Origin of the sequence: Arthrobacter sp. UYEF36, assembly GCF_040547025.1 — a bacterium.
Taxonomy (GTDB): Bacteria; Actinomycetota; Actinomycetes; order Actinomycetales; family Micrococcaceae; genus Arthrobacter.
Genome location: NZ_JBEPOX010000005.1, coordinates 144,684 through 170,500, shown reverse-complemented (window position 1 = coordinate 170,500; position 25,817 = coordinate 144,684). Strand labels below are relative to the sequence as shown.

The following is a 25,817-nucleotide window of genomic DNA, read 5'->3' as shown; positions in this document are numbered from 1 at the left end:
CTTCCGGTCCCGACGCACCACCTGACTGATCCACCATGGAGTGTTCCGAAGTGAAAATCGCCCTTGATCCCACGCCGTTCCACCACTCGCACAGCCTGCTCGAGTTTCCCCGGGTGGTGGCGGACCTCGGCTACAAGTACATGCAGATGACCCCGCACGCCGACTTCATCCCGTTCTACAACCACCCGAAGGCCGATGACGACCTGGTCGGACAGCTGGCCAAGGCCTGCAAGGACACCGGGATCGAAATCGCCTCGGTGCTGCCGGTGCTGCGCTGGTCCGGCCCGGACGAGGATGCCCGCGAAGCCGCCGTCCGATACTGGAAGCGTGCCATCCAGATCGCCGTGGACCTCGGCGTCAGCACGATGAACACCGAATTCAGCGGACGTCCGGAGAAGGCCGAGGAATCCGAGCGCGCGTTCTACCGCTCCATGGAGGAACTGCTGCCGATCATCGAGCGAGAAGGCATCGACCTGCTGATCGACCCGCACCCGGACGACTTCGTCGAGGAGGGCCTGGCCGCGATCCGGGTGATCCGGGGCCTGAACTCCAAGCACGTGGGCCTGGTCTACGTCGCCTCGCACAGTTTCCACATGCAGAACGCGCCGCTGGACATCATGCGTGCCGCGGGGGACAAGCTCCGCCTGGTCCACGTCGCCGACACCATGGACCACCACGCCTCGCACGGGCTGCGCTACATCACCAACCCGCCCGGCAACCCGGTCCGGGTGCACCAGCACCTGAAGATCGGCGACGGCGACGTCAACTGGGACGAGTTCTTCGGCGGTCTGAAGGAAATCGGCTTCCTCGACCGGGAGGACACCGTGATGGTCTCCAGTGTCTTCGCCGAGGACGACAACGCCGCCGAGGTCTCCCGCTACCAGCTGGAGACCATGAAGCAGCAGATCCAGAAGGTGAGCGTATGACGTCGGCGGCAGCCGCCCAACAGCGGAAGGCGCCCGGAAACCACAAACGGGCACTGCGCACCGCGACCATCATCTCCACCTTCGGCGGGTTGCTCTTCGGCTACGACACCGGCGTCATCAACGGCGCCCTGCCGTACATGCAGGAGGACCTGGGCCTCACGCCGCTCACCGAAGGGCTCGTGACCTCCTCGCTGCTCTTCGGCGCAGCCTTCGGCGCCCTGTTCGGCGGGCGGCTCGCGGACCGTAACGGACGACGCAAAATGATCATGGTGCTCGCGGTCATCTTCCTGATCGGCACCCTGGCCTGCACCTTCGCCCCGAACACCGAAGTGATGATCCTGGCCCGCTTCGTCCTCGGCCTTGCCGTCGGCGGCGCGTCCGTCACCGTCCCGGTGTACCTCGCCGAAGTCTCGCCGAGCGCCCGGCGCGGCCGGATCGTGACCCAGAACGAGCTGATGATCGTCACCGGCCAGCTGCTGGCCTTCATCTTCAACGCCTACCTCGGCAACACCTTCGGCGAATCCGGCGGGATCTGGCGCTGGATGCTGGTGATCGCCACTCTTCCGGCGATCGCGCTCTGGATCGGCATGAACTTCATGCCCGAAAGCCCCCGCTGGCTGGCCTCGATGGGCAGCTTCGGCGAAACCCTCAGCGTGCTGCAGCGGATCCGCTCCCAGTCCGAGGCCCGGGCCGAGTTCGAGGAAGTCAAGGCCATGGCCGTGGAGGACTACAAGTCCAAGATGGGTTCCTGGAAGGACCTCGGCGTCCCCTGGCTGCGCCGCATCTTCGTGGTGGGCGTCGGCCTCGCCGTCATCCAACAGATCACCGGCGTGAACTCGATCATGTACTACGGCACCCAGATCCTCGCTGAGTCCGGCTTCGGCAGGGAGGCTGCGTTGACGGCGAACATCGCCAACGGCGTCACCTCCGTCGTTGCCACCTTCGTGGGGATCTGGCTGCTGGGCAAGGTGGGCCGGCGCAGGATGCTCATCACCGGCCAGCTCGGCACGACGGCGGCGCTGCTGTTGATCGGCTTCTTCTCGCTCATCCTGCCCGAAGGTACAGCCCGCGGCTTCGTGATCCTCGCCCTGACCGTGACGTTCCTGGCGTTCCAGCAGGGCGCGATCTCCCCGGTCACCTGGCTGATGCTCTCCGAGATCTTCCCGCTGAAGATCCGCGGCCTGGGCATGGGCGCCTCAGCCTTCGTGCTGTGGACAGTGAACTTCCTGGTGGGGTTCGGCTTCCCGCAGCTCCTTGCCGCGATCGGGCTCTCCAACACCTTCTTCGTCTTTGCCGTGCTGGGCGTCGGTGCCATCGCGTTCGCCGCGAAGTACATTCCGGAAACCAAGGACAAGAGCCTGGAAGACGTGGAGCACTACTTCAAGAACGTGGGCGGCAGGCAGCCCGCCACCGCGTAGCTGTCCGTGTCCGGAAGCCGGGCGGCGGCCCTACACGTGCGAGTGCAGCTTCGGGAGCGCATCGACCAGCGGCGCCAGCTCCGGCACCTCCTGCGCCTCGGCCAGCGCCCGCTCCAGCGTGGCATCATGGCTGGGCCGGGCCTCCTCCAGCAGCTTGATGCCGCCGGGCGTGAGCTCGGTGTAGATTCCGCGGCGGTCATCGGCGCACAGGATCCGGGTCAGCAGGCCCCGGTCCTCGAGCCGGTTGACCAGGCGGGTGGTGGCGCTGGCGCTCAGCGCGGTGGCGCGGGCCAACTGCTGCATCCGCATGTGCCAGCCGTCCTGGCGGCTCAGCGCATCCAGCACGGTGTACTCCACGACGGACAGCTGCGCCACCGCCTGCAGCGAGCGTTCCAGCTCCGCCTCGATCAGTGCGTGCAAGGCCGCCAGGGTCCGCCAGCCTTGCGCCCGGACCTCGACGGCGTCGTCCTTGATGCCCATCAGTTCTTCCCTTCAGATCGGCCTGCCCCGCCCCGACAAATCCCGGAACACCGACAGTCCACAATTTAGTTGCTTGCGCGGCATAGTTGCTTGTGCAACAATAAATAACGCGTCTGCAACTAATAGCTTACGCTTCGACTTTCTTTCCGTACAGTTTTTGAAGGAGCTCCGCCATGCCCATTGGCCTGATAGCACTCGCCCTCGGCGGGTTCGGGATCGGACTCACCGAGTTCGTCATCATGGGCCTGCTGCCCGAAGTGGCCGCGGACTTCCAGGTCAGCGAGGCCACCGCGGGCTGGCTCATCTCCGGTTACGCGCTCGCTGTCGTCGTCGGGGCCCTGCTACTGACCGCCGCCGTAACGCGCTTCGAGCGCAAGCCCGTCCTGGCCGTACTGATGGTGCTGTTCATCGCCGGCAACCTGGTCTCCGCCGTCGCGCCCGACTATTCGCTGATGATGATCGGCCGCATCATCGCCGCGCTCGCGCACGGCGCCTTCTTCGGCATCGGCGCGGTGGTCGCCGCGAGTATGGTCGCCCCCACCAAAAAGGCCGGCGCGATCGCCATTATGTTCACCGGGCTCACGGCGGCCAACGTCCTGGGCGTTCCCTTCGGCACCATGCTGGGACAGGCTGCCGGCTGGCGGTCCACCTTCTGGGCGATCACCGGCATCGGCATCATTTCCCTCGCGGGCATTTTGACCCTCGTCCCCAAAACAGGGGCAGGGGAGGTCGCCCCCGGCGGCCTGCGCGGGGAACTCCGGGCCTTCCGCTCCGGCCAGGTCTGGCTCTCCATCCTGGTCACCATCCTCGGCTACGGAGGCATGTTCGGCGCCTTCACCTACATCGCCTTCACCCTCACCGAGGTCACCGGCTTCTCCGCCTCCACCGTCCCGTGGCTGCTCATCCTCTTCGGCGTAGGCCTCTTTGTCGGCAACACCGTGGGCGGTAAAGCTGCGGACCGGAACGTGGACCGCACCCTGCTGGTCGCACTCGCCGTGCTGGTAGTGGTCCTCGTGGTCTTCGCCCTCACCGCGGGCAACCAGCCGATGACCATCGCCTCCATGGTGCTGCTCGGGGGCTTCGGCTTCGCCACGGTCCCCGGGCTGCAGATGCGCGTCATGAAGTACGCCACGACCGCCCCCACCCTGGCATCCGGCGCCAACATCGGAGCCTTCAACGTGGGCAACGCGCTCGGCGCGTGGATGGGCGGCGTGACCATCACAGCCGGCCTCGGCTACACCTCGCCCATCTGGGCCGGCGCCGGGATCACCCTGCTGGGCCTGGGGGTTATGGTCTTCGCGGCGGCCGCTGCGAAGCGGCACGACGCCGGACGTGCCGGCGGCACGTCCGGAACCGGCGTCGCCGGTGCAGACAGCGAGCGGGAAAGCGTGGAACTCCAGCGGGCCTAGCACTGACCGGTCCGGCACTTTGCCTCAGACCGGCTGTCAGCTAGGCGTGGGGGTTCGGTAGTGTCGGTTCATGGACAGCGGCACCTTGGTCAATTTCTTGTTGGTTCTCTTTTTTGTGCTGTTGGGAGGGGTCTTCGCCGGAACGGAAATGGCGTTGGTGTCCCTTCGCGAGAGTCAGGTGCGTCAGATAGAGAAGCTGGGGAAGGGCGGGGCCAGGACTGCCGCTTTGGCCCGGAATCCCAATCGGTTCCTCTCAACCGTGCAGATTGGTGTCACGCTTTCGGGCTTCTTCTCAGCCGCCTACGGGGCTTCCACGATCGCACCCGATATAGAACCCCTCCTGGAAGGCTTGGGGTTGGGCCCCACGGCAGAGCCGGTGTCCTTTATAGGAATGACGTTGCTGGTGGCATATCTGTCCCTGGTGCTGGGTGAACTGGTGCCCAAGAGGTTGGCGATGCAGAACGCGGTTGGCTTCACGAAGGTTCTGGCCCCGCCGCTGATCATCCTTTCGCAGATTATGCGACCGGTCATCTGGATGCTGTCCGTTTCAACTAATGCGGTGGTGAAGCTGTTGGGCGGGGATCCCCATGCAAAACAGGACAGTGTCAGCTCCGAGGAACTTTGGGACATGGTTGCGGAGAGCGACATGCTGGAGGAACACAGCCGAAGCATCCTCAACGATGTATTTGGGGCAGGAGACCGTTCGCTGCAGGAAGTCATGCGCCCCCGCACTGAGGTTGCTTTCATCGACGGCACACTGAGCATTGCGGCCGCACGCAGTATGGTCAGGGACGGCCCATACTCGCGTTATCCCGTGATTGGCCGGACCCCGGACGACGTCCTCGGTTTCGTCCACATCCGTGACCTGATGTCCCGGGGTGACGAGAGTGACAAGGGGACAGTGAAAAACATTGTCCGCGAGATTCTTCCGCTGCCGGGAACGAACAGGGTGCTGCCTTCGCTGGCCAGAATGCGCAGACTGGGTCATCACATAGCGCTGGTGGTTGATGAGTATGGGGGCACGGACGGCATCGTCACCCTGGAGGACCTGGTCGAGGAACTGGTGGGTGAAATCTACGACGAGTACGACACCGGGGCCGACCACGAGGACCGCGTTACCGTGGCCAACGGATCCGTCGAGGTCGACGGCGGCCTGATTCTGCAGGAGTTTGAGTCAGTGACCGGCATAGCACTGCCTGACGGGCATTACGAAACAGTCGCCGGATTTGTCCTGGATCGTCTCGGCCGCCTGCCCCGGAGTGGGGACCGGGTGAAAGTGCCGGGGCACGTGTTGGCGGTGGTCGCGATGGACGGCCTGCGCATCGGACGGATTCGGGTGACACCCGCGAACTCTCAGGCGGAGGAACTTTGAGAAACTTCGGGCCAGGTAAACGCAACGGGCGATAGCCCCAGTGAAGACGACGACGGCGGCCCCCGGCTGCCGTCGTCGTCGTTCTTGGGCCGCGGACGCCCTGGCGGCGCCCGAAAACCGGCGGTTCTTTACGCCGACAATCACCATCATTACGTGATTACATCCTAATGTCAGGACAAACTATTGACATGAGTGAGCTAAGTCACCATGATCGGAGTAGGCATTATTCCGGCGGCTGCAAGATAGCAGCCCGGAGCTGAAATCAAAGGAGATTCACGGTGGCTAAATTTTCCTGGCGCAAGGCGACCCTGGTGGCGGCTGTTGTGCCGATGCTGGCAATGAGTGCGTGTTCAAGCACCGGCGGCAAGCCCGGAGATTCCGGCAACGCGGCCGGCGGCGGGCAGGTCGCCACGACGGAACGGATGAAGATTGCCCTGATCACCCACGCCGCAGCGGGTGACACCTTCTGGGACATCGTTCGCAAGGGTGCCGAGGAGGCGGCGGCGAAGGACAACGTCGAACTCCTCTACACGTCCGATCCCGAAGCCGGGCGCCAAGCCCAGCTCATCCAGCAGGCTATCGACCAGAAGGTTGACGGCATCGCGGTCACGCTCGCCAAGCCCGAAGCCCTCAATGACTCACTGAAGAAGGCCGCCGACGCAGGCATCCCGATTGTGAGCCTCAACGCCGGCGAATCAGTCGCCACCCAGCTCGGGGCCTTCACGCACTTCGGCTCGAACGAAAAGCTCGCCGGTGAGGCCGTCGGCACGCGGCTCGCGGCGGAGAACTTCAAACACCCGGTCTGCGTGATTCAGGAACAGGGCCACGTTGGCCTGGAAGCACGTTGCGCCGGCGTCAAGGCGAAGGTGCCTGGAACGGAGATCCTTTACGTCGAGGGCAAGGACATGACGTCCGTCCAGTCCACCGCGACGGCCAAGCTCCAGGCTACGAATGATGCAGACGTCATCATCGGACTCGGCGCGCCCATCACCCTGACGCTCCTCAAGTCGGTCGCGGACGCCGGCAGCTCTGCGAAGGTGGCAAGTTTTGACCTGAACGCGGATCTCGCCCAGAAGATCGTGGATGGTGCAGTTCTGTTCACCGTGGACCAGCAGCCGTGGCTGCAGGGCTACGGCGCCATCGATGCGCTGTGGCAGAACAAGCGCGGCGGATTCAGCATCGGCGGCGGCCAGTCGGTCCTCACCGGCCCGAGCCTCGTCGACAAGTCCAATGCGGCCGATGTCCTGACCTTCGCCCAGCAGGGTATCCGCTAACAGCCCGCTGGCCGGGCCGGCTCAGGCCGGTCCGGCAGCAAGGAGATCTATCATGACCATGACCCAGGCCAAGACAAAGTCACCGGCGCCCGATGAGCGCGTCGCCAAGCGCAGTCCGTTCCAGAAGCTTCTCGGACGCCCCGAGGTCGGTGCCCTGGTCGGCGCCATCGTCCTTTTCGTTTTCTTCGCGGCAGTTTCCCCGACCTTCACCCAGCCCAATGCGCTGGCAACCATTCTGTACGGTTCCTCCACAATCGGCATCATGGCCGTGGGGGTGTCCTTGCTGATGATCGGCGGGGAGTTCGATCTGTCCACCGGGGTGGCCGTAATCAGCTCCGCGCTGACGGCGTCGATGTTCAGCTGGTACTTCAGCACGAACGTCTGGGTCGGAGTCCTCCTGGCGCTGGTGGTCTCCCTGGGCATCGGCTACATCAACGGCTGGATCCTGATGAAGACCAAGCTGCCCAGCTTCATCGTCACCCTGGCCACCTTCCTGATGCTGACCGGCCTGAACCTGGGCTTGACCCGCCTGATCGGCGGCTCGGTGTCCTCACCGTCCATCTCCAACATGGACGGTTTCGCCTCGGCCCGGGCCGTGTTCGCCTCCTCGGTGACCATCGGCGGCGTCGACGTCAAAATCACGGTGTTCATCTGGATCGCGCTCGTCGCGGTCGCCACCTGGGTGCTGATGCGGACCCGGGTGGGGAACTGGATCTTCGCCGTCGGCGGGGACGAGAACGCCGCCCGCGCCGTGGGTGTGCCGGTCAAGGCCACCAAGATCGGGCTGTTCATGGGCGTGGGCTTCTGCGGCTGGATCCTGGGCATGCATAACCTCTTCGCCTTCGACACCGTGCAGTCCGGTGAAGGCGTGGGCAACGAATTCCTCTACATCATCGCCGCGGTCATCGGCGGCTGCCTCCTGACCGGCGGCTACGGCTCGGCGATCGGCGGCGCGATCGGCGCGTTCATCTTCGGCATGGCCAACAAGGGCATTGTCTACGCCCAGTGGAACCCGGACTGGTTCAAGTTCTTCCTGGGCCTGATGCTGCTGCTGGCCACCATCGTCAACCTCATCGTCAAGCGCCGCGCGGAACTCAAGTAAAGGGGCCTGAGAAATGAATGCCAACGAAATCGACCAGCAAACGCTGCTCCAGAACGAAAAAGACCCCCTCACCCACACCCCCGTCCACCTGCTCTCCCTCGAGCGTGTCGGCAAGCACTACGGCAACATCATCGCCCTGTCCGATGTCACGATGGCCGTGGACAACGGCCGCGTCACCTGCGTCCTCGGCGACAACGGCGCCGGCAAGTCCACACTGATCAAGATCATCGCCGGCCTGCACCAGCACGACGCCGGAGTCCTGAACATCATGGGCGAGGAACGGAAGTTCGCCTCCCCCCGCGACGCCCTGGATGCCGGCATCGCCACCGTTTACCAGGACCTCGCGGTGGTGCCCCTGATGCCGATCTGGCGCAACTTCTTCCTCGGCTCGGAACTGACCTCCGGCTTTGGCCCGTTCAAGAGCATGGACGTCGAGAAGATGAAGGAGATCACGCTCAAGGAACTCGCCGCGATGGGCATCGACCTCCGCGACGTGGAACAGCCCATCGGCCAGCTCTCCGGCGGTGAACGCCAGTGCGTCGCGATCGCCCGGGCCGTGTACTTCGGCGCGAAAGTCCTGATCCTGGACGAGCCCACCGCCGCCCTGGGCGTGAAGCAGTCCGGCGTGGTGCTCCGCTACATCCTGCAGGCCCGCGACCGCGGCCTCGGCGTCATCTTCATCACCCACAACCCGCACCACGCCTTCCCCGTCGGCGACCGGTTCCTGCTGCTCAAACGCGGCAAGTCAATCGGCTACTACGACAAGAAGGACATCACCCTCGACGAACTCACCGCCCAGATGGCCGGCGGTGCCGAACTCGCCGAACTCGCCCACGAACTGGAACAGCTCGGCGGTCACGGCGACGTGGTCAAGGAAGTCCAGAGCGAAGTGGCCGGGGTGGCCCAGACCACCGGCAAGACCTACTAGCAGCACAGGGGAGCCGGCCCGCCCGTCCGGGCACGGTCCTGCTCTTTCCTGCCGGCCAAGGAAATGCCTGGTCCGCGGCCCGACACGGGCCGGCTCCGCCCCCACCCAGTTGTGAAAAAATCGAAAGGACGAGCCCATGGCTTACCTGAACCGGAACTCCACCGAACTTCCCCTGCCCGTGCGGATCGGGCTCATCGGCTCGGGCTGGATGGGCGCTTTCCACGCCGAGAGCATTGCCCGCCGGGTTCCCGGCGCCGAGCTAGCGGCCATCGCTGATCCCAATGTGGAGTCCGCCGAGGCACTGGCCTCTGTCCTGGGCGCCGGCAAGGTGACGGCAGACGCCGCCGACATCCTGGCCGACCCGGAAATCGACGCCGTAATCATCGCGAGCCCGGCGCGTTTCCATTCCTCGCTGATCGCCCAGGCCGCCGCCGCCGGAAAGCATGTGTTCTGCGAGAAGCCGGCCGGCCTGGGGCTCGACGAGCTCGACGCCGCACTGTCCGCCGTGGAGACCGCCGGTGTGCATTTCCAGATCGGCTTCAACCGCCGGTACTCGGAGGACTTCCAGGCAGCCAAGAGGGACCTAGCCGCCGGCACCGTCGGGACGCCGCAACTGCTGCGCTCCCTGACCCGGGATCCGGGAACGGGACGCATTCCCAACGCGGCCCGGGTCCCGGCCTGGACCGTGTTCCTGGAAACCCTGATCCACGACTTCGACACCCTGAACTGGTTCAACGAAGGCGCCGAACCGGTGGAGGTCTACGCCATTGCCGATGCACTGGTGGAACCCGGGCTGCGCGACCAGGGCTTCCTGGACACCGCCGTCGTGACCATCCGCTACAGCAACGGTGCCATCGCCGTGGCCGAGGCGAACTTCAGCGCCCTCTACGGCTACGACATCCGTGGGGAAGTCTTCGGCTCCAAGGGCATGGTGCAGGCCGGCCGGGCCACGGAAACCGCGGCCAGCCGCTACACCGCCGACGGGATGTCAGCCGACACCCCGCGGCTTAACGTGGAGCTCTTCCGGCAGGCGTACACGGATGAACTCGTCGACTTCGCCGATGCCGTGCGCGCGCGGCGGGACGGCCGCAGTGACAAAACGGCGCCGTCGTCAACCGCGTACTCACTCACGCCCGGCGCGGCGGACGCCCGGCGCGCACTGGCCATGGCGCTGGCCTGCATCGAATCGGTCCAGCGCGGGACTCGGGTCACCGTCAACACGGTTACCGCCAACGAGACGGCTGTCCTCTGATGCGCCTTGCCGTCTGCGCCGAGATGGTCTTCACCGAGCTGCCATTCACGGAGCGGGTGCGCCGGATCCACGAAGCCGGCTTCGACGTCGAACTCTGGGATTCGCGGACCAAGGACATCGGCGCGCTCAAGGCCACCGGGGCGGTGTTTTCCTCCATGACCGGCTATACCGCCGGCAGCCTGGTGGATCCAGACACGGCAGATGACGTGGTGCGGACGGCAGAGTCGCTCATCCCGACCGCACTGGAGCTCGGGGTGAGCCGGATGGTGGTGCACCCGGCTGAACTTATCGACGGCCAGGCGGCCCGTCCGGTCTACCGGTCCAGCGGCATCATGTGGTCCACCGGTGCCCGGACCCTGGAACGGCTCGGCAAGCTCGGCGAGAAATACGGGGTGACGTTCTGCCTCGAGAACCTCAATACCATCCTCGACCACCCCGGGATCCCGCTGGCGCGCGCCAAGGACACCCTGGCGCTCGTGCAGTCCGCCGGGCACCCGAACGCCAGGCTCATGCTGGACCTTTACCACGCCCAAATGGGGGAGGGGAACCTGATCGAGCTCGTCCGGAGCGCCCTGCCGTACCTCGGCGAAATCCAGGTGGCGGATGTTCCGGGCCGCTGCGAACCCGGTACCGGGGAAATCAACTACGCTGCTGTCGCCAAGGCGCTCGCGGAGGCCGGCTACGACGGGACCGTGGGCATGGAGGCCTGGGCCAGCGGTGACAGCGATGCGGCGCTGGAGGCGTTCCGGGCAGCCTTCACCGTGCCCGCGCTGCACTTGAAAGTTGGAGTATGAAAGAGGTCATCCTCGGACTGGTCGGGGTGGGGCGGATCGGCGTGATGCACGCCAACAACATCGCCGCGCTCAACGACGTCCTGAATCCGCAGGGCGTCAACGTCCGGCTCCGGCTCACAGACGTCGCCGGGGACCACGCCCGGGCTATCGCCGCCGGCCTCGGCGCCGAGTTCCTGCCGTCGGTGGAGGCGCTCCTCGCTTCCGGGCTGGACGGACTCGTCATCGCCACCGGAACCGGGACCCACCCGGAGCTGATCAAGGCCGGGGTCGACGCCGGCATCCCGGTGTTCTGCGAAAAACCCGTCGCCCTGAACGTGGCGGACGCCCTGCCCGTGCTCGACTACATCCGGGACCGGAACGGTGTGGTCCAGATCGGGCACCAGCGCCGCTTCGACGCCGGCTACCAGGAAGCCCGGCGTGCCTACCAGGCCGGGGAACTGGGCTGGATCCACTCGCTGCGCGCCGTGACCTGCGATATGGCACCGCCGCCGGTCGAATTCCTGGCCGGCTCCGGCGGGCTGTTCCGGGACTGCTCGGTGCACGATTTCGATATCCTGCGCTGGCTCACCGGCCGGGAAATCGTCGAGGTCTACGCCCGGGGCTCCAACAACGGGGACCCGGCCATCGGGGAAGCCGGCGACGTGGACACCGCCCTGGCGCTGGTGACGTTCGACGACGGCACTGTGGGAACGGTCTCGGCCACGCGGTACAACGGGGCTGGCCACGACGTGCGGCTGGAAATCCAGGGCTCCCGGAGTTCGCTCATGGTCGGCCTGGACAACAAAACGGCCCTGGCCTCGGCCGAAGCCGGGGTCCCGTTCCCGGCCGGGGAACCGCACCGGACCTTCGCCGAGCGGTTCGAGGCTGCCTACCGTTCCGAGATGTCTGCCTTCGTCGAGCTGATTCTGGGCCGCCGGGACAATCCCTGCACGCCGGAGGATGCCGTGGCCGCTTCCCGCGTGGCGGATGCCGCCCAGGAATCCCTCGTGAGCGGTGTGCCGGTCCGGGTCGTCCAGCCCGTGGCCGGCTGAACGGACGCTCCGCCCCGGTTCCGTCACCGGGTGGAGTTGCCAAAGAACCCGGGGCCCAAGGGCCCCGGGTTCTTTTTGTCTGGACTGGGCGGACTTGTCTGGACAGCGCGGTCTTCTCTGGACTGCGCGGTCTTCTGGTTAGCGGTGCCGTCAAAAAAATCCGCGGTGCCGTCAGGCGCCGAAGGGCAGCCGCGGGTCGAGGTCCTGGCCGTCCCAGGTCTGGCGGATCCAGCCGTGGTGCGGGTCGTCGCTGATGAGCCAGTCGCGGACCGGGCCGGGGCCCGCCATCACGTTGAGGTAATACAAGTCGTAGCCCGGGGCTGCCATGGCCGGGCCGTGCCAGCCGTAGGGCACTAGGACGACGTCGCCGGTCCGCACTTCCGCGGAGACATCGATGGGGCGCTCGTCCGAGGCGTACACGCGCTGGTAGCCGATCGCATCGTCGGATCCCGGCCTGGCCGGAGCCCCGGGCGTCACCCGGGTCTCGAAGTAGTAGATTTCCTCGAGTCGGGTCTCGCCGTCCTTCTCCTCGTCGTGCTTATGCGGGGGGTAGGAGGACCAGTTGCCAGCCGGCGTCAGGACCTCGCACACAATGAAACGGTCCGCCTCCAGCGCGGCGGGGGTCCCGAAATTGTGGACCTGGCGGGAGCAGTTGCCGGCCCCGCGCAGCTCGACCGGCGTCTCCGCGGCCGTGATCAGGCGCGTCGGGTAGGCCGCTTTGGCCGGGGCGGTGGCCACGGCGACGCGTCCGCCGTCGGCCGAACTGATGGTCACGGCCTTGCCGGTCCCCGTGTAGAGGACGTCGCTGGGGCCGCCGAAGACGCTCTCCCGGCCGGCCAGCCGGTACTCCTCGCCGTCGACGGACACCGTGAAGGACCCATTGAGCGGGACCACGATGCGTTCCTCGTCCGCGGCGGGAAGTTCGACGGCGGCCGCGGCCCGCAGTGCGGTGACCTTCAGCCCGGTGTGGGCCCAGCCCTCCACCTCCAGGGTGGAATCGGAGGTGCCCAGGGACACGTCCCACGTGCCTTGGGCGGCGGTGCCGAGCGGATAGACCCAGTTGGCCATGAGTTCAGCCCTTTCGTTGTCGCGCCGGAGGAAGGCGCGGGTGTGGACGGGGGGAGGTTCGCGCTGATGCCTGCGCCCTGGTGGCGCCTAGCGCTGGACCAGCGTCATTTCGAAGCTGTAGGAATCCGCGCGGTAGACGTGGTGGCCGGTCTCCACCTGGCGCCCGGTGTCGTCCACGGCGGTGCGCTCCATGGTGACAAGGGCCGAGCCGGGGGTGGTTTCCAGCAGGGTCGCCTGGTAGTCGTTGGCGATCATGGCGCCGATCCGCTGTGAGGCGAGCCGGAAGTTCACGCCGCCGTTGCGGAGGATCGCGTAGAGGCCTTGTGAGCCCAGGAGCGCTTCGTCGATGGGGGTGATGTCGTCGCGGACCCAGTTCTCCATCAGCGCCAGCGGTTTTCCGCCGACCTTCCGGAGCCGGGTGAAGTGGTAGACCTTCGAGCCCTCGGGAATCTGGAGTGCTGCCCGGGTGGCGGCGTCGGCCTCGTCGTGGGAGAAGCTCAGTACCTCCGTGGTGGGCTTGCTGCCGTTGTTGCTGAGGTCGTCGAAGAGGCTGGAAAGTTCAAGGGGGCGCCGGACCTGGCTGGAGACGACCTGGGTGCCGACGCCGCGCTTGCGCACCAGCAGTCCGGCGCGGACCAGCTCGTCCATGGCCTTGCGCATGGTGGGGCGGGAGAGGTTCAGCTGTGCGGCAAGGTCGATCTCATTGTCGAGACGGCTGCCGGGGGGAAGGACCCCGCCGTGGATCGCGGCCTCGATGCCCTGGACCACCTGGTGGTAGAGCGGCACCGGTGAGGACCGGTCGATGTTGAGATTGAGTTGATTCGCCACTTTTTGCATAACCACTGTTGAAGCGCTCCCTTGTGCCCCGGACCCGGGCCCAAGCAGGGCAGCAGGTCACATTCTTCAGCATATGTTCGCTTGATAGGACATACTGCCTAAGTTCATGATAGCAGGGCCGTTCAGGCCTGGGGAGAGCCGCGACACACCTCAACGAAGGCGCGGAACGGGGCTAGCCGTTCTTCGGCCGGGAGTTCCAGGGCCTCGGGATGCCACTGCACAGACGTCACCCAGCGCTCCGGGTCCTCCAGCGCCTCCACCGTCCCGTCCTCGGCCACCGCTGTCACCACGAGCCCAGCGGCCACCCGCGCCACGGCCTGGTGGTGACCGGAGGCAATCTTGACCGTGACAGCTGGAGAAGTGCTGCCGTCGCCTTTCCCGCCGTCGCCATTGCCGCTGACCCCATCCCCGCCGTACAGGCCGGCAACCTTGCTTCCGCCCTGCACCTCAACCTCATGCCAGGCCCATGGTCCGGCACCGTGCACCGGTGCGGGTTCCCGGTGCGCCACGGTCCCCGGATCCATGTCCTGGATCAGCGTTCCGCCATAGAGGACGTTGAGCAGCTGATGCCCCCGGCAGACCCCCAACAGCGGCAGCCCGGCATCGATCGACCGCCGCGCTATGTCCAGGTCCAGCTCGTCCTGGGCCTCGCTGACGTCGTAGCAGGCGTCGCCGGGTATCTCGTCGTAGCGCCGGGGGTCCAGGTCGCCGCCGCCCGGAAGGACGACGCCGTCGAGCGACTCAAGCGGCTCTCCGGGCGCGGTGAGCAGCACCGGGTCGCCGCCGCCGTCGCGCACCAGTTCCACGATGTAGTCGAAGAGCGCATTGGCCTCCGCCACCCGGGGATCCGGGTCCGCGGAACTGCTGAGCCGGACGGGAATTCCGATGCGGGGACGTCTGCTGCGGGGGAGGGGCGGAGTCTGCATGATTTATTCTGCAACACATCTTCTCTGTTACATCCCAGGGCCGCTTCCCGCCGTCCTCTTGACAGCATCGATGACATATTAGGATTGCCGGATGACCAACAGATATCTCGTGTCCCGCAGCCGCTTCATCGCTGCCACTCCGGAAGCCATCTTCGAGGTGCTCGCCACCCCGGCGCTGCACAGCGTGATCGACGGTTCCGACACCGTGAAGGGTGCCCAGCCGCGCGGCCCCGAGCGGCTCGCCCTCGGTGCGAAGTTTGGCATGGAAATGAACATCAAGATGGACTACAAGATCCTCAACACGGTCTGCGAGTTTGAGGAGGGCCGGCGGATCGCGTGGCGGCACTTCGGCGGCCATGTCTGGCGCTATCTGCTGGAGCCCGCGGCCGACGACGCCGGCAACCCGGGCACCCTCGTCACCGAGCAGTGGGACGCACGGGAAGTGCGCGCCAGGATCCTCCTGCGCCTGGCCGGATACGTCCGGCGCCACCCGGCCAACATCGAGCAGACCCTGGCCAAGCTTGACGCCTACCTGAATTCCGACGCCGTACCCGGCACCGGGACCGGTTCCGCCCCGGACCACCACCACTAGGCGCGCCCGATGAGCGCTGCCCGCAGCCTGCACCCGAGCCCGCGCACGCTGGACGTCGAAAGCCTGGACAGCTTCGACCGGCTGGTCGCCGCCGGGGCCAGGACCATGCAGGGCTGGCACGCCCAGTCGCTGGACCTGCGCGGACGGACGGCACAGCTGGAGGGCATGCAGGCGCAGGGCGGGATCTTCCTCGGATGTACCTTCGACGACGGTGTGGAGGAGTCGCTGCGCAGCCGCGGCGCCCTCATCTTTCCCAAGCTGGAGGCCGTGCCGTTCAACCCGTACCGCGGGGGGCTGTACACCCCGCAGGAGCTGTACGCAGGAATCTCCGACTCGCGCTATGAGGACACTCCCGACGCCAGGGTGTACCAGTGGAGTATCCGGCCGGGACAGCGCCACCGCCTGGATGCCACCCTGGCCGCGGCCCTGCACGACCATTCGATCGGCGATGCCCTCGATGACCTGACCCGCTCGGAACTTTGCGCCGGCCGGACCATGGTGGGCGTCATGGGCGGGCATGCCGCAAGCCGCGGATCCGCCGTTTTCGAGGAGGCCGCGCTGCTGGGGAGGTTGCTGGCCAGGGACGGCCGGGTCGTTGCCACCGGCGGCGGTCCCGGCGCCATGGAGGGCGCCAACCTCGGCGCCTACCTGAGTGAGGCACCGGACAGGGACTTCCGGCGGGCCTTGGCCGACATTGCCTCGGTTCCCGGTTTCCTGCCCTCCGTGTCGGCGTGGGCGCGGTCCGCCGCCGCCGTCGTCGAACGCCATCCTGAGGGGACGCCGTCCCTGGGGGTCCCCACCTGGTTCTACGGGCACGAGCCGCCGAATTTCTTCGCCACCCACATTGCCAAGTACTTCGCCAACGCCATCCGCGAGGCCATCCTGCTGGAACTGTGCAACGGTGGCATAGTGTTCCTGCCCGGTTCCGCGGGCACCGTGCAGGAAATCTTCCAGGATGCCTGCGAGAACTACTACGGCACCCCGGCGACCATCATGCCGATGGTGCTGGTGGGGCAGGAGCACTGGCTGCGGCGCTACCCGGCGTGGCCCCTGCTGCAGAGCCTCGCCGCCGGACGGCAGATGGAGAGCCGGATCTTCCTGGTGGACACCGTGGAGGAAGCGCTCGCCGTCCTGGACCGCTGAGGGCTTAAAGGTCCTTGCGGCACTGCGCCGAGCCCAGCTCGTACAGGCCGTTCAGGTCCCCGGCGGCCAGACCGTCCGGGGTGCCGATCTCGGGGTACATCAGCTGCGTAGGGTCGTCCACATGCTCCAGGCCCATGACATGGCTGAGCTCGTGCAGGATCACCGCGGTAGCGTACGCGGCCCCGTCCGTCCGGCTGAGGTCCTCGCCGATCTGCGGCGCATCGAGTTCCAGGCTGCCGGTGACGAAGCTCTTGGGCCCGTTGCCGAAGCTGAAGTGGGTGCTGCCTCCGGTGCCGATCACCGGTCCCGCGAGCTGCGAGGCCTGCTCCGGGGTGGTCCACGCGATCAGCAGCGGCGCCCAGCGGTCCCCGTAGACGTCCTGCTGGTACGGGACGCGGGACGGCGAAGGCTCTTCGGTGGTGGGCCCGTCGTCGATGAACCTGATCCCGGTCGCGCGGGATATCGTCCCGATCGCCTCCCCGACCAGACGCTCGGCGCCCTCCGGAGCGAGCGCCGCGTTCACCACGTAGTGCAACGGACGGCACGGCGAGTAACCCACCGGAGTGCCGTCGTCGTTCAGGGCCAGGAACCGGTAGGAGCTGCTGGCAACCGCCGGTTTCTGCGGGCGCCCCAGCGGCTCGTCCTGCTCCCCGACTCCGGGCGGGGGAGTGTCCGGGCGCACGGCCTCGACAGCCGCCGGCTGCCCGGGCTGGCCGGGCTGGCCCGCCGTGGCCTGGCCCGGCCCGGGTCCGCGGCTGACTTCGAAGAGCCCGTCGAAGCGCGGATCCGCGTAGATGACGCCGGCGGCCAGGAACGCGGCGCCGGCGATCAGGGCGGCGGCGGCGAGGCCGCGGACGATCCGCCACGCCGTGCGGGAGCGGCTGTGCCGCGGTGTCCGGTCCCGGAACTCAGGACCGTCCACTAGGCGACCACGGCGCCGAAGGCCAGGCCCAGCAGATACGTCACGCCCGCCGCACCCATGCCGATGGCCAGCTGGCGGAGCCCGCGGGAGGTGGGGGAAGTGCCGGAGAGGAGCCCGACGACGCCGCCGGTGAACAGGAGCGCCACGCCCACCAGGACGGCCGACAGCACGAGCGCCGCGACGCCGGTCATGCCCAGCACGAAGGGCAGGATCGGCACGATCGCGCCGGAGGCGAAGAAGCAGAAGCTCGACGCCGCCGCGCCCCAGGCGGTCCCGACGGCTTCGTGCTCGTCACGGGCTTCCGGCAGTCCAGGCTGCAGCGAGAGGCTGGGATCGCAGTCGCAGTCGCGCAGGCCCATCCGCTCCGCGACGCGGTGTTCGGCGGCCTCCCGGGACATGCCGCGGGCCAGGTAGACCAAGAGGAGTTCGTTGTGTTCGATGTCCAGGGACGGCGCGGCGGCAAGGGTGATCTGGGTGGGGCGGGTCGCGGCGAGGAGTTCGCGCTGGGAGCGCACGGAAATGAATTCGCCCGCTCCCATGGACAGCGCCCCGGCCAGGAGCCCGGCGACGCCGCTGAGGAGCACCACGGAACTGCCCACGCCGGAGGCGGCCATGCCCATCACGAGCGACAGGTTGCTGACCAGCCCGTCGTTGGCGCCGAAGACGGCCGCGCGGAAGGTGCCCGCCAGCCGGTTGCGGCCCCGGGTGGCGAGCCCGCGTACGACTTCCTCGTGGATCTGTTCGTCGGCGACCATGGCCGGGGTGGCGGTGGGGTCGGTGGCGTACGGCGATCGGCTTTCGGCCCGCTGGGCGAGGGCCAGGACGAACACCGAGCCGAAGTGGCGGGCCAGGAAGCCCAGGAGCTGGCTCCGGAGCGAGGCGGGGCGGGGCCGGCCGGCGTGGTCGCCGAGCAGTTGGAGCCAGTGCGCCTCGTGGCGTCCCTCGGCTTCGGCCAGGGCGAGCAGGATCTCGCGCTCCTCGCCGCGGCGGTTCTGGGCCAGGTCGCGGTAGACGGCTGCTTCGGCGCGTTCGTCGGCGAGGTACTGCCGCCACCGCTTGATGTCCCCGGGGCCGGGTGTCGTGGCGGGCGCCGCGTGGCGGGGTTCGGGCCGGTGGGATTCGCGGGGTTCGCGGTCGAATGAGTCAGATGTGGCGTGCTGGGACACGGAAGCTCCTGGGCTGGAAAGGGCATGGTTCGGCCCCATTGCGTATCCAGCGTACCCCGTCTTTCCGCGGATTTTCGGCTGGCCATCCTCAGTGCAGAGTTTAGGCAAACCGTAAAAAACGCCTGCGCCGCGGAGGCAGTCACAGCCGTCGGAGTTCCGCCCGGGGGGAGACCTTGACCGCCCGGGCTCGCGGTGTTCGAATGAAACCCAGGGCGGGCTCTTCGGGGCCCCTGCCGCCACCCCAGTCACACGGAGGTTGCATCATGGACAACATCGGCTCACGCCCCATCCAGCCGGCCCGGGATTCCCTCGAGTCCGATCCCGCGTACGACTACGCCGAGGACGCGCCCGTGAGTGATGGCGGGGAGACCGAGGAAGAGGAGCTTCTCGAAGAGGCAGATCGGCTCGTTCCCCTGGACGAGGAGGACTTCCTCGGCGACGAGACGCCCGTGGTGCCCCTCGACGGTGAAGAATTCCTGGCGCCCGAGGAAAACGAATGATGCTTCGAGCGGCTTAGTGGTCGACGGCTTAAATCTCCGACGGCGGCGCCCCTCAGTGGGAGCGCCGCCGTCGACCTTTAACTTGCCGTCAGGACCCTGGTTGGTGGGGGTCTCAATGGGTCAGGACGGGGACCTGTTCTTCCTCGGCAGCGCCGCCGGCGACCCGGCGGTGCCAGTTGGCCATGACGGCCGGATCTGTCGGCTTGGTCAGCAATGACACCGCGATGTAGACCACTGCGGAGGCCAGCAGGCCGTAATAGATCGGTTCATTGGCGTAGATGCCGTCCAGCGGGACCTCGGCGTTGATCTCCAGGATGATCATGGTGCCGAGGGTGATGACCGAGCCCACGGCCATGGAGGCAGCCGCGGCGACACCGGTGCCGCGCTTCCAGAGGAGCCCGCCGAGGATGGCGACGAGGAGCCCGCCGACGAGGATGTCGTAGGCGATGGTGAGCGCCGCGACGACGTCCTTGGTGATGATGGCGATGACGATCGCGACGATGCCGAGGCCCAGGACCCACATGCGGTTGGCCTTGACGTCGTGCTCCGGGTTGTCCGTGTCATCGGTGTTGATGTCCTTGCCGAACCAGCTGGCGACGAACGGCAGGACATCCGCGCGGGCCACGGTGGCGGCGGCGATCAGGGCGCCGGAGGCCGTGGACATCATGGCGGCGACGGCCGCGGCGAGCACCAGGCCGCCGATGCCGATCGGCAGCAGGTTGGTGGCGACCTCGGCGTAGACCACGTCTTTGCCGAGTGCCTTGACGTCGATATCCGGCAGCGCAACACGGGCGCCGAGGCCGATCAGGGCGCCGGCCGCACCGTAGAGGATGCAGTAGATGCCGGCGGTGGCGCCGCCCCAGCGGGCGACTGTGGGGGTCTTGGCGGTGAATACGCGCTGCCAGATGTCCTGGCCGATGAGCAGGCCCAGGGTGTAGACGACGAAGTAGGTGATGATCGTCTGGATCCCGATGCCGTCGATCTGGAAGAAGCTGGCGTCGACGCGGGCACGGATGCCCTCAAAGCCGCCGGCGGCGTTGAGCGTGAACGGCAGCATCAGGAAGAAGATGCCGATCGTCTTGATGACGAACTGGACTTGGTCGGCCAGGGTGATCGACCACATGCCGCCGATAGTCGAATAAACCAGGACGATCGCGCCGCCGATGGCGATGGCGAGGGCGCGGTCCCAGCCAAAGAGCACCACAAAAATGGTGGCGTAGGCGCCGGTGGAGGTGGCGCAGAGCATCAGCGTGTAGGCGAGCATCACGATGCCCGAGGTCTGGGTGGCGTTGCTGCCGTACCGCAGGCTCAGCATCTGGGACACTGTGTAGATCTTGAGCTTCTGGATGGTGCTGGCGAAAAGCAGGCTGAGCAGCAGCACGCCGGCGCCGATCGCGACCACGAGCCACATGCCGGAGATGCCGAACTTGTAGCCCAGGCCGACGCCGCCCACGGTGGAGGCGCCACCGAGCACGACGGCGGCCATGGTCCCGGTGTAGAGGAACGGGCCGAGGCGGCGGCCGGCCACCAGGAAGTCGCTGTTGTTCTTGGTGCGGGATTTACCCCACCACCCGAACGCCAGCATGGCGATCAAATACACCACCACGATGGCGATATTGACGAAACTTGCGTCCATTGAGGGCTCCTCGGAGCTGTTCGGAGCAGGGCTGAACCGGCCGGGACTCGATAGGGTGCCGGGGTCAGATGCTCCATGACGGGTACGGAGACGAGTTGCCGGTGGGGGCCCTGGAACAGGTGGTTCCAGTGCATCCACGTGGCGATAATTGCCCTATAGGCAACGCTTGTTGCCAAACAGTATGTTGTGACCCGGGTAACAGTCAAGACGCATTACGCGGCGCGGGTGGATCCGGCCTCCGGGGCATGCCGTCCCGCTAGTATTGCTCCAACGATGGGGCCAAGCGGCCGGCCGTGAAAGGTTCCAAAATGAAGGCTCTACCAGTTGAACCGAGCAACGTTCCCGTTGCTATCGGTTCCAGGATCCGTGCCGCCCGGCAGTCGCAGCGGCTTACCATCGAGCAGGTGGCCGACGCCACCGGGCTGACCAAGGGCTTCCTGAGCCGGGTCGAGCGGGACCTTACCTCACCCTCGGTCGCGTCCCTGGTGACGCTGTGCCAGGTGCTCTCCATTTCGATCGGCGACCTTTTTGCCGCCCCGGAAACGCATCTGACCAAGAAGAACGAGGGCCCGCGGATCTCGCTGGGCGGCGAGGGGATCGTGGAGCGGCTGCTGACTGCCCGGTCGGAGCGCCGCGTCCAGATCATCCAGGCCGTGATCGAGCCCCACGGGCGCGGCGAATCGGAACTCTATGCCGTGGACTGCGACGTCGACGTGCTGCACGTGGTCAAAGGCAGCATCCGGCTGATCCTCACCAACGAGGAATACGAGCTCCACACCGGCGACACCGTGACCTTCCCGGGCCGCGAGCCGCACACGTGGGTCAATCCGACGGACGACGCCGTCGAGGTCCTCTGGGTGCTGGTCCCCGCCGCGAGCCGTTAAGTCCCCATGGGTCGGGGCCGCGTTCCCGCCCAGTTACTTGTTCCCTGGCTGCCTGTTGGACGTGGCGAACCCCGGAAATCCGCGGGGGCCCCGGCGGGAGCGTGCCGGTAACTGGGCTGGAGAGTCAGGGCATTGGCCGCGGGCGCTGATCCAGCACCGCCCGGATCTCGGCCAGGACGCGCTGGGGTTCGAACCAGATGTGCTCGGGCATGTACCGGAGCACCGCAAAACCGCTCAACGTCGAGGCATTGTTCCGGCCCAGGTCCCGGCGCATGGCCTCGCGGCTGGAGTGGAACGCGAAGCCGTCCACCTCGACGATCAGGAACCCTTCGATGAGGAAGTCGACCCGGCCGATCCCGGGCAGGTAGACCTGGGCGTCGTAGCCAATTCCGTTGGCACGGAACAAATGCTGGGCGTCGACCTCCACGATGGATTCGGCCCGCAGGTCCAGCTGGTGCAGCGCCTTGCGGACTTGGCCGGACCGGTCAGCCGTGAGCTGGGCCTTCAACAATTCCAGCGGCACTCCATGCAGGCGCATCGCCGATGTCGCGATGGCCGTTGACGCCGGGGGCGCAAGGCACGACATGGCATGCAGCACCACATCCTCGACCGCGGCCAGCGGCAGCGTCGGATGCCCGTCAAACCGCACCGTGCGGTGCCGAACGAAGCCCGCCCCATGGCCGTGGTTGCAGGCCAGGTGGTGCTGCGCCGGCGGCTCACGGAGCCAGAGCCCATAGTGCCCGGCCGCGCTGGCGCACGTGACGCGGGCGTTGTGCCGAAGCGCTGCCTCGAATTCCGGGCGGCATTCCGGGAGGGCCAGCACACCGCGTCGCGGTCGGCGGACAAGTGCGGCCAGCTGGGCAATATCCGTCCGGGAAAAGCCGGCTGCCAATAGTTGGCCGGTCCGGGCGACGCCGCCGAGCTGGGTCAGGTAGTCCAAGGGGTCCATCAAGCCAGTACAGGGGGTGGCGGATGCCCGCGAAACCCGGGAACCGGGCTATCTGGACAACCGGGATTGAGGCCGGCCTGCGCTCCTGCCCAGTTACCCGCCGCGGCACCGGGCCGGTCTGCGGTGGAGGCCCCTATGTCCGCGGTTCCGCGGCGTGGAGGCGTGCTCCGTAGGGAAGTAACTGGGCTGGAACGCACAGGCCCGCCGGCGCTCGCACTGTCAGGTAAACATTTGATGCACACGGGGCAACTTCGAGTGTATGATGGCTGTCACACCCGTCGGTCAATCCTCGAAGGAGAGGCTTTCTTTTGGAAGAGCTGCGCATCGAGGCCAATGGCAACCTTGGCCCCATCGATTCATCCCGCATTCCGCGCTACGCGGGAGCCGCCACCTATGCGCGCCTGCCGCGGCTGGACCAGGTCGCCAAAGCGGACGTCACCGTTGTCGGGGTGCCGTTTGATTCGGGCGTCTCGTACCGCCCCGGTGCCCGCTTCGGGTCCAACCACATCCGTGAGGCCAGCCGGCTGCTGCGTCCGTACAACCCGGCCTGGGATGTCAGCCCCTTCGAGAACATCCAGGTGGCTGACGCGGGCGACATGGCCGTCAACCCGTTCAACATCCACGAAGCGATCGAGACCATCCAGCAGAACGCGCTGGACCTGACCGCCTCCGGCAGCAAGCTGGTGACCCTCGGCGGAGACCACACCATTGCGCTGCCGCTGCTGCGCGCCGCCGCCGAACGTGCCGGCCAGCCCATCGCCATGCTGCACTTCGATGCGCACCTGGACACCTGGGACACCTACTTCGGCGCTGAATACACCCACGGCACCCCCTTCCGCCGCGCCGTCGAGGAAGGCATCCTGGACACCGAGGCCATCAGCCACATCGGCACCCGCGGTCCGCTTTACGGCAAAAAGGACCTCGACGACGACCACCGCTTCGGCTTCGGCATCGTCACCTCCGCCGACGTCTACTACCAGGGCGTCCTGGAAACCGTCGCCAAGGTTCGCGACCGAATCGGCAACCGACCGCTCTACATCTCCGTGGACATCGACGTGCTGGATCCCGCCCACGCCCCCGGCACCGGAACCCCGGAAGCCGGCGGCATCACCAGCCGTGAGCTGCTGGAAATCATCCGCGGCTTCCGTGGCATGAACCTGGTCGGCGCCGACGTCGTCGAGGTCGCCCCCGCCTACGACCATGCCGAGATCACCGGCGTCGCCGCCAGCCACGTGGCCTACGAACTGGTCACCCTGATGGCGGACCGCGCGGTGGAAGGCGACCGTTTCGGCACGGCCAACGGTTACGCCGCCCAGGCCCTCGGGCAGGAATCCCGTCGACCGGCCGGCTTCGCGGCTCCGGCGGACCAGCGCGTCGATAACGGGCTCTCCCGGTGACCGGCGTGCGCAACGGCGGCGACCTTGTTGTCGAAACCCTTGAGGCGCTCGGCGCGAAAACCGTCTTCGGCATTCCGGGCCAGCACGCCCTGGGTCTCTTCGACGCGATGGGCCGCGGCAATCTGCACTTCGTCTCCTCCCGGGTGGAGAACAACTCGGCCTTCGCCGCGGACGGCTACTCCCGGGCCACCGGCGAGGTCGGGGTCCTCTTCCTCTCCACCGGCCCCGGCGCGCTGACGTCCCTGGCCGGGCTGCAGGAGGCCTACGCGACCGGCGTTCCCATGGTGGTGATTGCGAGCCAGATCCCGCTCGAGGGACTCGGCGCGCGCCGCAAGGGCATGCTGCACCAGCTCGATGACCAGAAGGCCTCCGCCGCCAACGTCACCAAGAGCCAGCGGCTGATCCAGCACGCGTCCGGCATTCCCTCCGCCATCCAGGACGCGTGGACCGAAGCGATTTCCTCGCCGCAGGGCCCCGTGTGGCTGGAAATCCCGCAGAACGTGCTGCTGGACCCCATTATGGTGCCGCCGGTGGAGGACGCGCTCGCCGAAGCAGCCGACAATCCGCCGCGCGTCGAACTGGTCCGGGAGGCCGTGAAATGGCTCGCGACGGCGGAACGTCCCGCCATCATCGCCGGCGGTGGCACCCGCCGCGGCCAGGCCGAGAAATCGCTGCTCTCCATCGCCGAGAAGCTGCGCGCGCCCGTTATCTGCACCCCCGGCGGCAACGGCGCGTTCCCGTGGAACCACGAGCTCTCACTGCAGTCCTGGATCGAGGACCAGTACATGACGGAGATGCTCGAGGATGCCGACGTGCTGATCGTGGTCGGCTCCTCGCTGGGCGAGGTCACATCCAACTACTTCACCTTCGAACCGCGCGGCAGGATCATCCAGATCGACGCCGAACCGCGCGTCCTCGAATCCAACCGCCCCGGCCTGGGCATCCGGGCCGATGCCGGCCAGGCGCTCGCCGCCCTCGACGCCGAGCTCGACGCCGCCCTGACGCAGCCGCACGGAAAACGCGCGGACTGGCACGGCACCCCACCCGAAACCCTGGTCAAGGACACCCTGGCCAAGGTCAAGGACCGGCTGGAATCCCAGGATCTTGGCAAGGAACTGAAGTTCATGGCGGACATCCGCGAGGCCGTTCCCGCCACCATGCAGACGTTCTGGGACATGACCATCTCCGCGTATTGGGCCTGGAGCTGCTGGGACGCCCGCGAGGGCCAGTTCCACTCCGCCCAGGGCGCCGGCGGGCTCGGCTTCGGCTTCCCCGCGGCGATCGGCGGCGCCGTCGGCCTGGAAACCACCGGTAATCCCGGCGGCTCGGCCCGGGTTCTCGCGGTCTCCGGCGACGGCTCGGCGATGTACTCCATCTCCGAACTTGCCACGGCCAAGCAGCACAACGTTCCCGTCACCTGGCTGATTGTCGACGACGGCGGCTACGGCATCCTGCGCGAATACATGGTCGGTGCCTTCGGCAAGGCCACGGCCACGGAACTCGCCCGTCCTGATTTCGTCAAGCTGGCCGAGGCTTTCGGGGTGCCGGCCGTCCGGGTCGCCCCCGACGGTGTCGGGGACGCACTCAGGGCGGGGTTCGCTGCGGACGGACCCAACGTCGTCGTCGTCGAGACGCTGCTCAAGATGTTCGCCCCCACCCACCTGGAGGCATAAGCACCACGCTCCCCGCCCCCGCGAGGACAAGCAAGCGCGGCCCGGCAGCACTGCTGCCGGGCCGCGCTTGGCATTTAAACCGAAAGTGCCGCCGGAAAGGGTTAGTTTCCCAAAGTAACTAAATTCCTGATATATTGT

At 67.1% G+C, this 25,817-nt stretch carries 24 protein-coding genes; 16 read left to right on the top strand and 8 right to left on the bottom strand.

Annotated elements, in window-relative coordinates:
- Positions 1–50 precede the first annotated feature (50 nt).
- Complete coding sequence (locus ABIB29_RS09870) at positions 51–926, top strand: sugar phosphate isomerase/epimerase family protein (RefSeq protein WP_354172311.1); 876 nt, start codon at positions 51–53, stop codon at positions 924–926.
- Entirely contained in the window at positions 923–2,344 is a 1,422-nt protein-coding gene (locus ABIB29_RS09865) for a sugar porter family MFS transporter (RefSeq protein ID WP_354172309.1), read from the top strand. Before ABIB29_RS09870 ends, ABIB29_RS09865 begins: the two co-directional genes overlap by 4 nt.
- 30 nt (positions 2,345–2,374) lie before the next feature.
- On the opposite strand, the gene ABIB29_RS09860 is transcribed toward ABIB29_RS09865, so the two are convergent.
- On the bottom strand, positions 2,375–2,824 hold the full coding sequence (locus ABIB29_RS09860; RefSeq protein WP_354172307.1) for a MarR family winged helix-turn-helix transcriptional regulator: 450 nt from the start codon (positions 2,822–2,824) through the stop codon (positions 2,375–2,377).
- A 173-nt stretch (positions 2,825–2,997) separates the two neighbouring features.
- Here ABIB29_RS09860 and ABIB29_RS09855 point away from each other — a divergent pair, with 173 nt between their 5' ends.
- The 8 genes from ABIB29_RS09855 to ABIB29_RS09820 all read left to right on the top strand — a co-directional run bounded on the left by ABIB29_RS09855 (position 2,998) and on the right by ABIB29_RS09820 (position 11,986).
- Complete coding sequence (locus tag ABIB29_RS09855; RefSeq protein WP_354172305.1) at positions 2,998–4,233, top strand: MFS transporter; 1,236 nt, start codon at positions 2,998–3,000, stop codon at positions 4,231–4,233.
- Positions 4,234–4,303: 70 nt separating this feature from the next.
- Entirely contained in the window at positions 4,304–5,605 is a 1,302-nt protein-coding gene (locus ABIB29_RS09850; protein ID WP_354172303.1) for a hemolysin family protein, read from the top strand.
- Positions 5,606–5,883: 278 nt separating this feature from the next.
- The gene (locus ABIB29_RS09845; protein ID WP_354172301.1) at positions 5,884–6,879 is read left to right on the top strand and encodes a substrate-binding domain-containing protein; all 996 of its coding nucleotides are present in this window, start codon (positions 5,884–5,886) and stop codon (positions 6,877–6,879) included.
- A gap of 52 nt (positions 6,880–6,931) precedes the next feature.
- Complete coding sequence (locus tag ABIB29_RS09840; protein WP_354172299.1) at positions 6,932–7,981, top strand: ABC transporter permease; 1,050 nt, start codon at positions 6,932–6,934, stop codon at positions 7,979–7,981.
- Between the two features lie 13 nt (positions 7,982–7,994).
- The gene (locus tag ABIB29_RS09835) at positions 7,995–8,909 is read left to right on the top strand and encodes an ATP-binding cassette domain-containing protein (protein ID WP_354172297.1); all 915 of its coding nucleotides are present in this window, start codon (positions 7,995–7,997) and stop codon (positions 8,907–8,909) included.
- 136 nt (positions 8,910–9,045) lie between these two features.
- A complete protein-coding gene (locus ABIB29_RS09830) occupies positions 9,046–10,161 on the top strand; it encodes a Gfo/Idh/MocA family oxidoreductase (RefSeq protein ID WP_354172296.1) in 1,116 nt (371 codons plus the stop codon).
- Positions 10,161–10,955, top strand: coding sequence for a TIM barrel protein (locus tag ABIB29_RS09825; RefSeq protein WP_354172294.1), 795 nt, complete (start codon positions 10,161–10,163; stop codon positions 10,953–10,955). The genes ABIB29_RS09830 and ABIB29_RS09825 overlap by 1 nt, the downstream gene beginning before the upstream one ends.
- Positions 10,952–11,986 carry a Gfo/Idh/MocA family protein gene (locus ABIB29_RS09820; RefSeq protein WP_354172292.1) on the top strand — a complete coding sequence of 345 codons (1,035 nt, stop codon included), beginning with the start codon at positions 10,952–10,954 and terminating at the stop codon, positions 11,984–11,986. Before ABIB29_RS09825 ends, ABIB29_RS09820 begins: the two co-directional genes overlap by 4 nt.
- A gap of 171 nt (positions 11,987–12,157) precedes the next feature.
- Here the strand turns inward: ABIB29_RS09820 and iolB are convergent, their stop codons facing one another.
- The 3 genes from iolB to ABIB29_RS09805 all read right to left on the bottom strand — a co-directional run bounded on the left by iolB (position 12,158) and on the right by ABIB29_RS09805 (position 14,817).
- Positions 12,158–13,054, bottom strand: a complete 897-nt coding sequence (iolB, locus tag ABIB29_RS09815; protein WP_354172290.1) for a 5-deoxy-glucuronate isomerase — start codon at positions 13,052–13,054, stop codon at positions 12,158–12,160.
- Positions 13,055–13,141: 87 nt separating this feature from the next.
- Positions 13,142–13,882 (bottom strand): GntR family transcriptional regulator, encoded by a 741-nt coding sequence (locus ABIB29_RS09810; RefSeq protein ID WP_354172288.1) that lies wholly within the window; start codon positions 13,880–13,882, stop codon positions 13,142–13,144.
- 131 nt (positions 13,883–14,013) lie between these two features.
- Positions 14,014–14,817: a gamma-glutamyl-gamma-aminobutyrate hydrolase family protein gene (locus ABIB29_RS09805; RefSeq protein WP_354172286.1), complete on the bottom strand. Its 804-nt coding sequence runs from the start codon at positions 14,815–14,817 to the stop codon at positions 14,014–14,016.
- A gap of 91 nt (positions 14,818–14,908) precedes the next feature.
- Here ABIB29_RS09805 and ABIB29_RS09800 point away from each other — a divergent pair, with 91 nt between their 5' ends.
- Both ABIB29_RS09800 and ABIB29_RS09795 read left to right on the top strand, forming a co-directional pair.
- Positions 14,909–15,409, top strand: a complete 501-nt coding sequence (locus tag ABIB29_RS09800) for an SRPBCC family protein (RefSeq protein ID WP_354172284.1) — start codon at positions 14,909–14,911, stop codon at positions 15,407–15,409.
- Positions 15,410–15,418: 9 nt separating this feature from the next.
- Entirely contained in the window at positions 15,419–16,552 is a 1,134-nt protein-coding gene (locus ABIB29_RS09795) for an LOG family protein (RefSeq protein ID WP_354172282.1), read from the top strand.
- 4 nt (positions 16,553–16,556) lie between these two features.
- Here ABIB29_RS09795 and ABIB29_RS09790 read toward each other — a convergent pair whose 3' ends face one another.
- Positions 16,557–17,474 carry a matrixin family metalloprotease gene (locus tag ABIB29_RS09790; RefSeq protein ID WP_354172280.1) on the bottom strand — a complete coding sequence of 306 codons (918 nt, stop codon included), beginning with the start codon at positions 17,472–17,474 and terminating at the stop codon, positions 16,557–16,559.
- On the bottom strand, positions 17,474–18,640 hold the full coding sequence (locus ABIB29_RS09785; protein WP_354172279.1) for a VIT1/CCC1 transporter family protein: 1,167 nt from the start codon (positions 18,638–18,640) through the stop codon (positions 17,474–17,476). The genes ABIB29_RS09790 and ABIB29_RS09785 overlap by 1 nt, the downstream gene beginning before the upstream one ends.
- 263 nt (positions 18,641–18,903) lie before the next feature.
- Here ABIB29_RS09785 and ABIB29_RS09780 point away from each other — a divergent pair, with 263 nt between their 5' ends.
- Positions 18,904–19,140, top strand: coding sequence for a hypothetical protein (locus tag ABIB29_RS09780; RefSeq protein ID WP_354172278.1), 237 nt, complete (start codon positions 18,904–18,906; stop codon positions 19,138–19,140).
- A gap of 112 nt (positions 19,141–19,252) precedes the next feature.
- Here ABIB29_RS09780 and ABIB29_RS09775 read toward each other — a convergent pair whose 3' ends face one another.
- Positions 19,253–20,776 (bottom strand): sodium:solute symporter family protein, encoded by a 1,524-nt coding sequence (locus ABIB29_RS09775; protein ID WP_354172276.1) that lies wholly within the window; start codon positions 20,774–20,776, stop codon positions 19,253–19,255.
- A gap of 308 nt (positions 20,777–21,084) precedes the next feature.
- Here ABIB29_RS09775 and ABIB29_RS09770 point away from each other — a divergent pair, with 308 nt between their 5' ends.
- Positions 21,085–21,660 carry a helix-turn-helix domain-containing protein gene (locus ABIB29_RS09770; RefSeq protein WP_354172274.1) on the top strand — a complete coding sequence of 192 codons (576 nt, stop codon included), beginning with the start codon at positions 21,085–21,087 and terminating at the stop codon, positions 21,658–21,660.
- Positions 21,661–21,784: 124 nt separating this feature from the next.
- Here ABIB29_RS09770 and ABIB29_RS09765 read toward each other — a convergent pair whose 3' ends face one another.
- Entirely contained in the window at positions 21,785–22,609 is an 825-nt protein-coding gene (locus tag ABIB29_RS09765) for a DUF559 domain-containing protein (RefSeq protein WP_354172272.1), read from the bottom strand.
- Between the two features lie 308 nt (positions 22,610–22,917).
- Between ABIB29_RS09765 and speB the strand changes: the two genes are divergently transcribed.
- Entirely contained in the window at positions 22,918–24,006 is a 1,089-nt protein-coding gene (gene speB / locus ABIB29_RS09760; RefSeq protein WP_354172270.1) for an agmatinase, read from the top strand.
- A complete protein-coding gene (locus ABIB29_RS09755) occupies positions 24,003–25,679 on the top strand; it encodes a thiamine pyrophosphate-binding protein (protein WP_354172268.1) in 1,677 nt (558 codons plus the stop codon). The genes speB and ABIB29_RS09755 overlap by 4 nt, the downstream gene beginning before the upstream one ends.
- Positions 25,680–25,817 lie beyond the last annotated feature (138 nt).

Bases quoted from the DNA above. Each gene is read 5' to 3' on its own strand.
- ABIB29_RS09865 (WP_354172309.1), top strand. From the start codon at position 923: ATGACGTCGGCGGCAGCCGCCCAACAGCGGAAGGCGCCCGGAAACCAC.
- ABIB29_RS09860 (WP_354172307.1), bottom strand. From the start codon at position 2,824: ATGGGCATCAAGGACGACGCCGTCGAGGTCCGGGCGCAAGGCTGGCGG.
- ABIB29_RS09855 (WP_354172305.1), top strand. From the start codon at position 2,998: ATGCCCATTGGCCTGATAGCACTCGCCCTCGGCGGGTTCGGGATCGGA.
- ABIB29_RS09850 (WP_354172303.1), top strand. From the start codon at position 4,304: ATGGACAGCGGCACCTTGGTCAATTTCTTGTTGGTTCTCTTTTTTGTG.
- ABIB29_RS09840 (WP_354172299.1), top strand. From the start codon at position 6,932: ATGACCATGACCCAGGCCAAGACAAAGTCACCGGCGCCCGATGAGCGC.
- ABIB29_RS09835 (WP_354172297.1), top strand. From the start codon at position 7,995: ATGAATGCCAACGAAATCGACCAGCAAACGCTGCTCCAGAACGAAAAA.
- ABIB29_RS09830 (WP_354172296.1), top strand. From the start codon at position 9,046: ATGGCTTACCTGAACCGGAACTCCACCGAACTTCCCCTGCCCGTGCGG.
- ABIB29_RS09825 (WP_354172294.1), top strand. From the start codon at position 10,161: ATGCGCCTTGCCGTCTGCGCCGAGATGGTCTTCACCGAGCTGCCATTC.
- ABIB29_RS09820 (WP_354172292.1), top strand. From the start codon at position 10,952: ATGAAAGAGGTCATCCTCGGACTGGTCGGGGTGGGGCGGATCGGCGTG.
- iolB (WP_354172290.1), bottom strand. From the start codon at position 13,054: ATGGCCAACTGGGTCTATCCGCTCGGCACCGCCGCCCAAGGCACGTGG.
- ABIB29_RS09805 (WP_354172286.1), bottom strand. From the start codon at position 14,817: ATGCAGACTCCGCCCCTCCCCCGCAGCAGACGTCCCCGCATCGGAATT.
- ABIB29_RS09800 (WP_354172284.1), top strand. From the start codon at position 14,909: ATGACCAACAGATATCTCGTGTCCCGCAGCCGCTTCATCGCTGCCACT.
- ABIB29_RS09795 (WP_354172282.1), top strand. From the start codon at position 15,419: ATGAGCGCTGCCCGCAGCCTGCACCCGAGCCCGCGCACGCTGGACGTC.
- ABIB29_RS09780 (WP_354172278.1), top strand. From the start codon at position 18,904: ATGGACAACATCGGCTCACGCCCCATCCAGCCGGCCCGGGATTCCCTC.
- ABIB29_RS09775 (WP_354172276.1), bottom strand. From the start codon at position 20,776: ATGGACGCAAGTTTCGTCAATATCGCCATCGTGGTGGTGTATTTGATC.
- ABIB29_RS09770 (WP_354172274.1), top strand. From the start codon at position 21,085: ATGAAGGCTCTACCAGTTGAACCGAGCAACGTTCCCGTTGCTATCGGT.
- ABIB29_RS09765 (WP_354172272.1), bottom strand. From the start codon at position 22,609: ATGGACCCCTTGGACTACCTGACCCAGCTCGGCGGCGTCGCCCGGACC.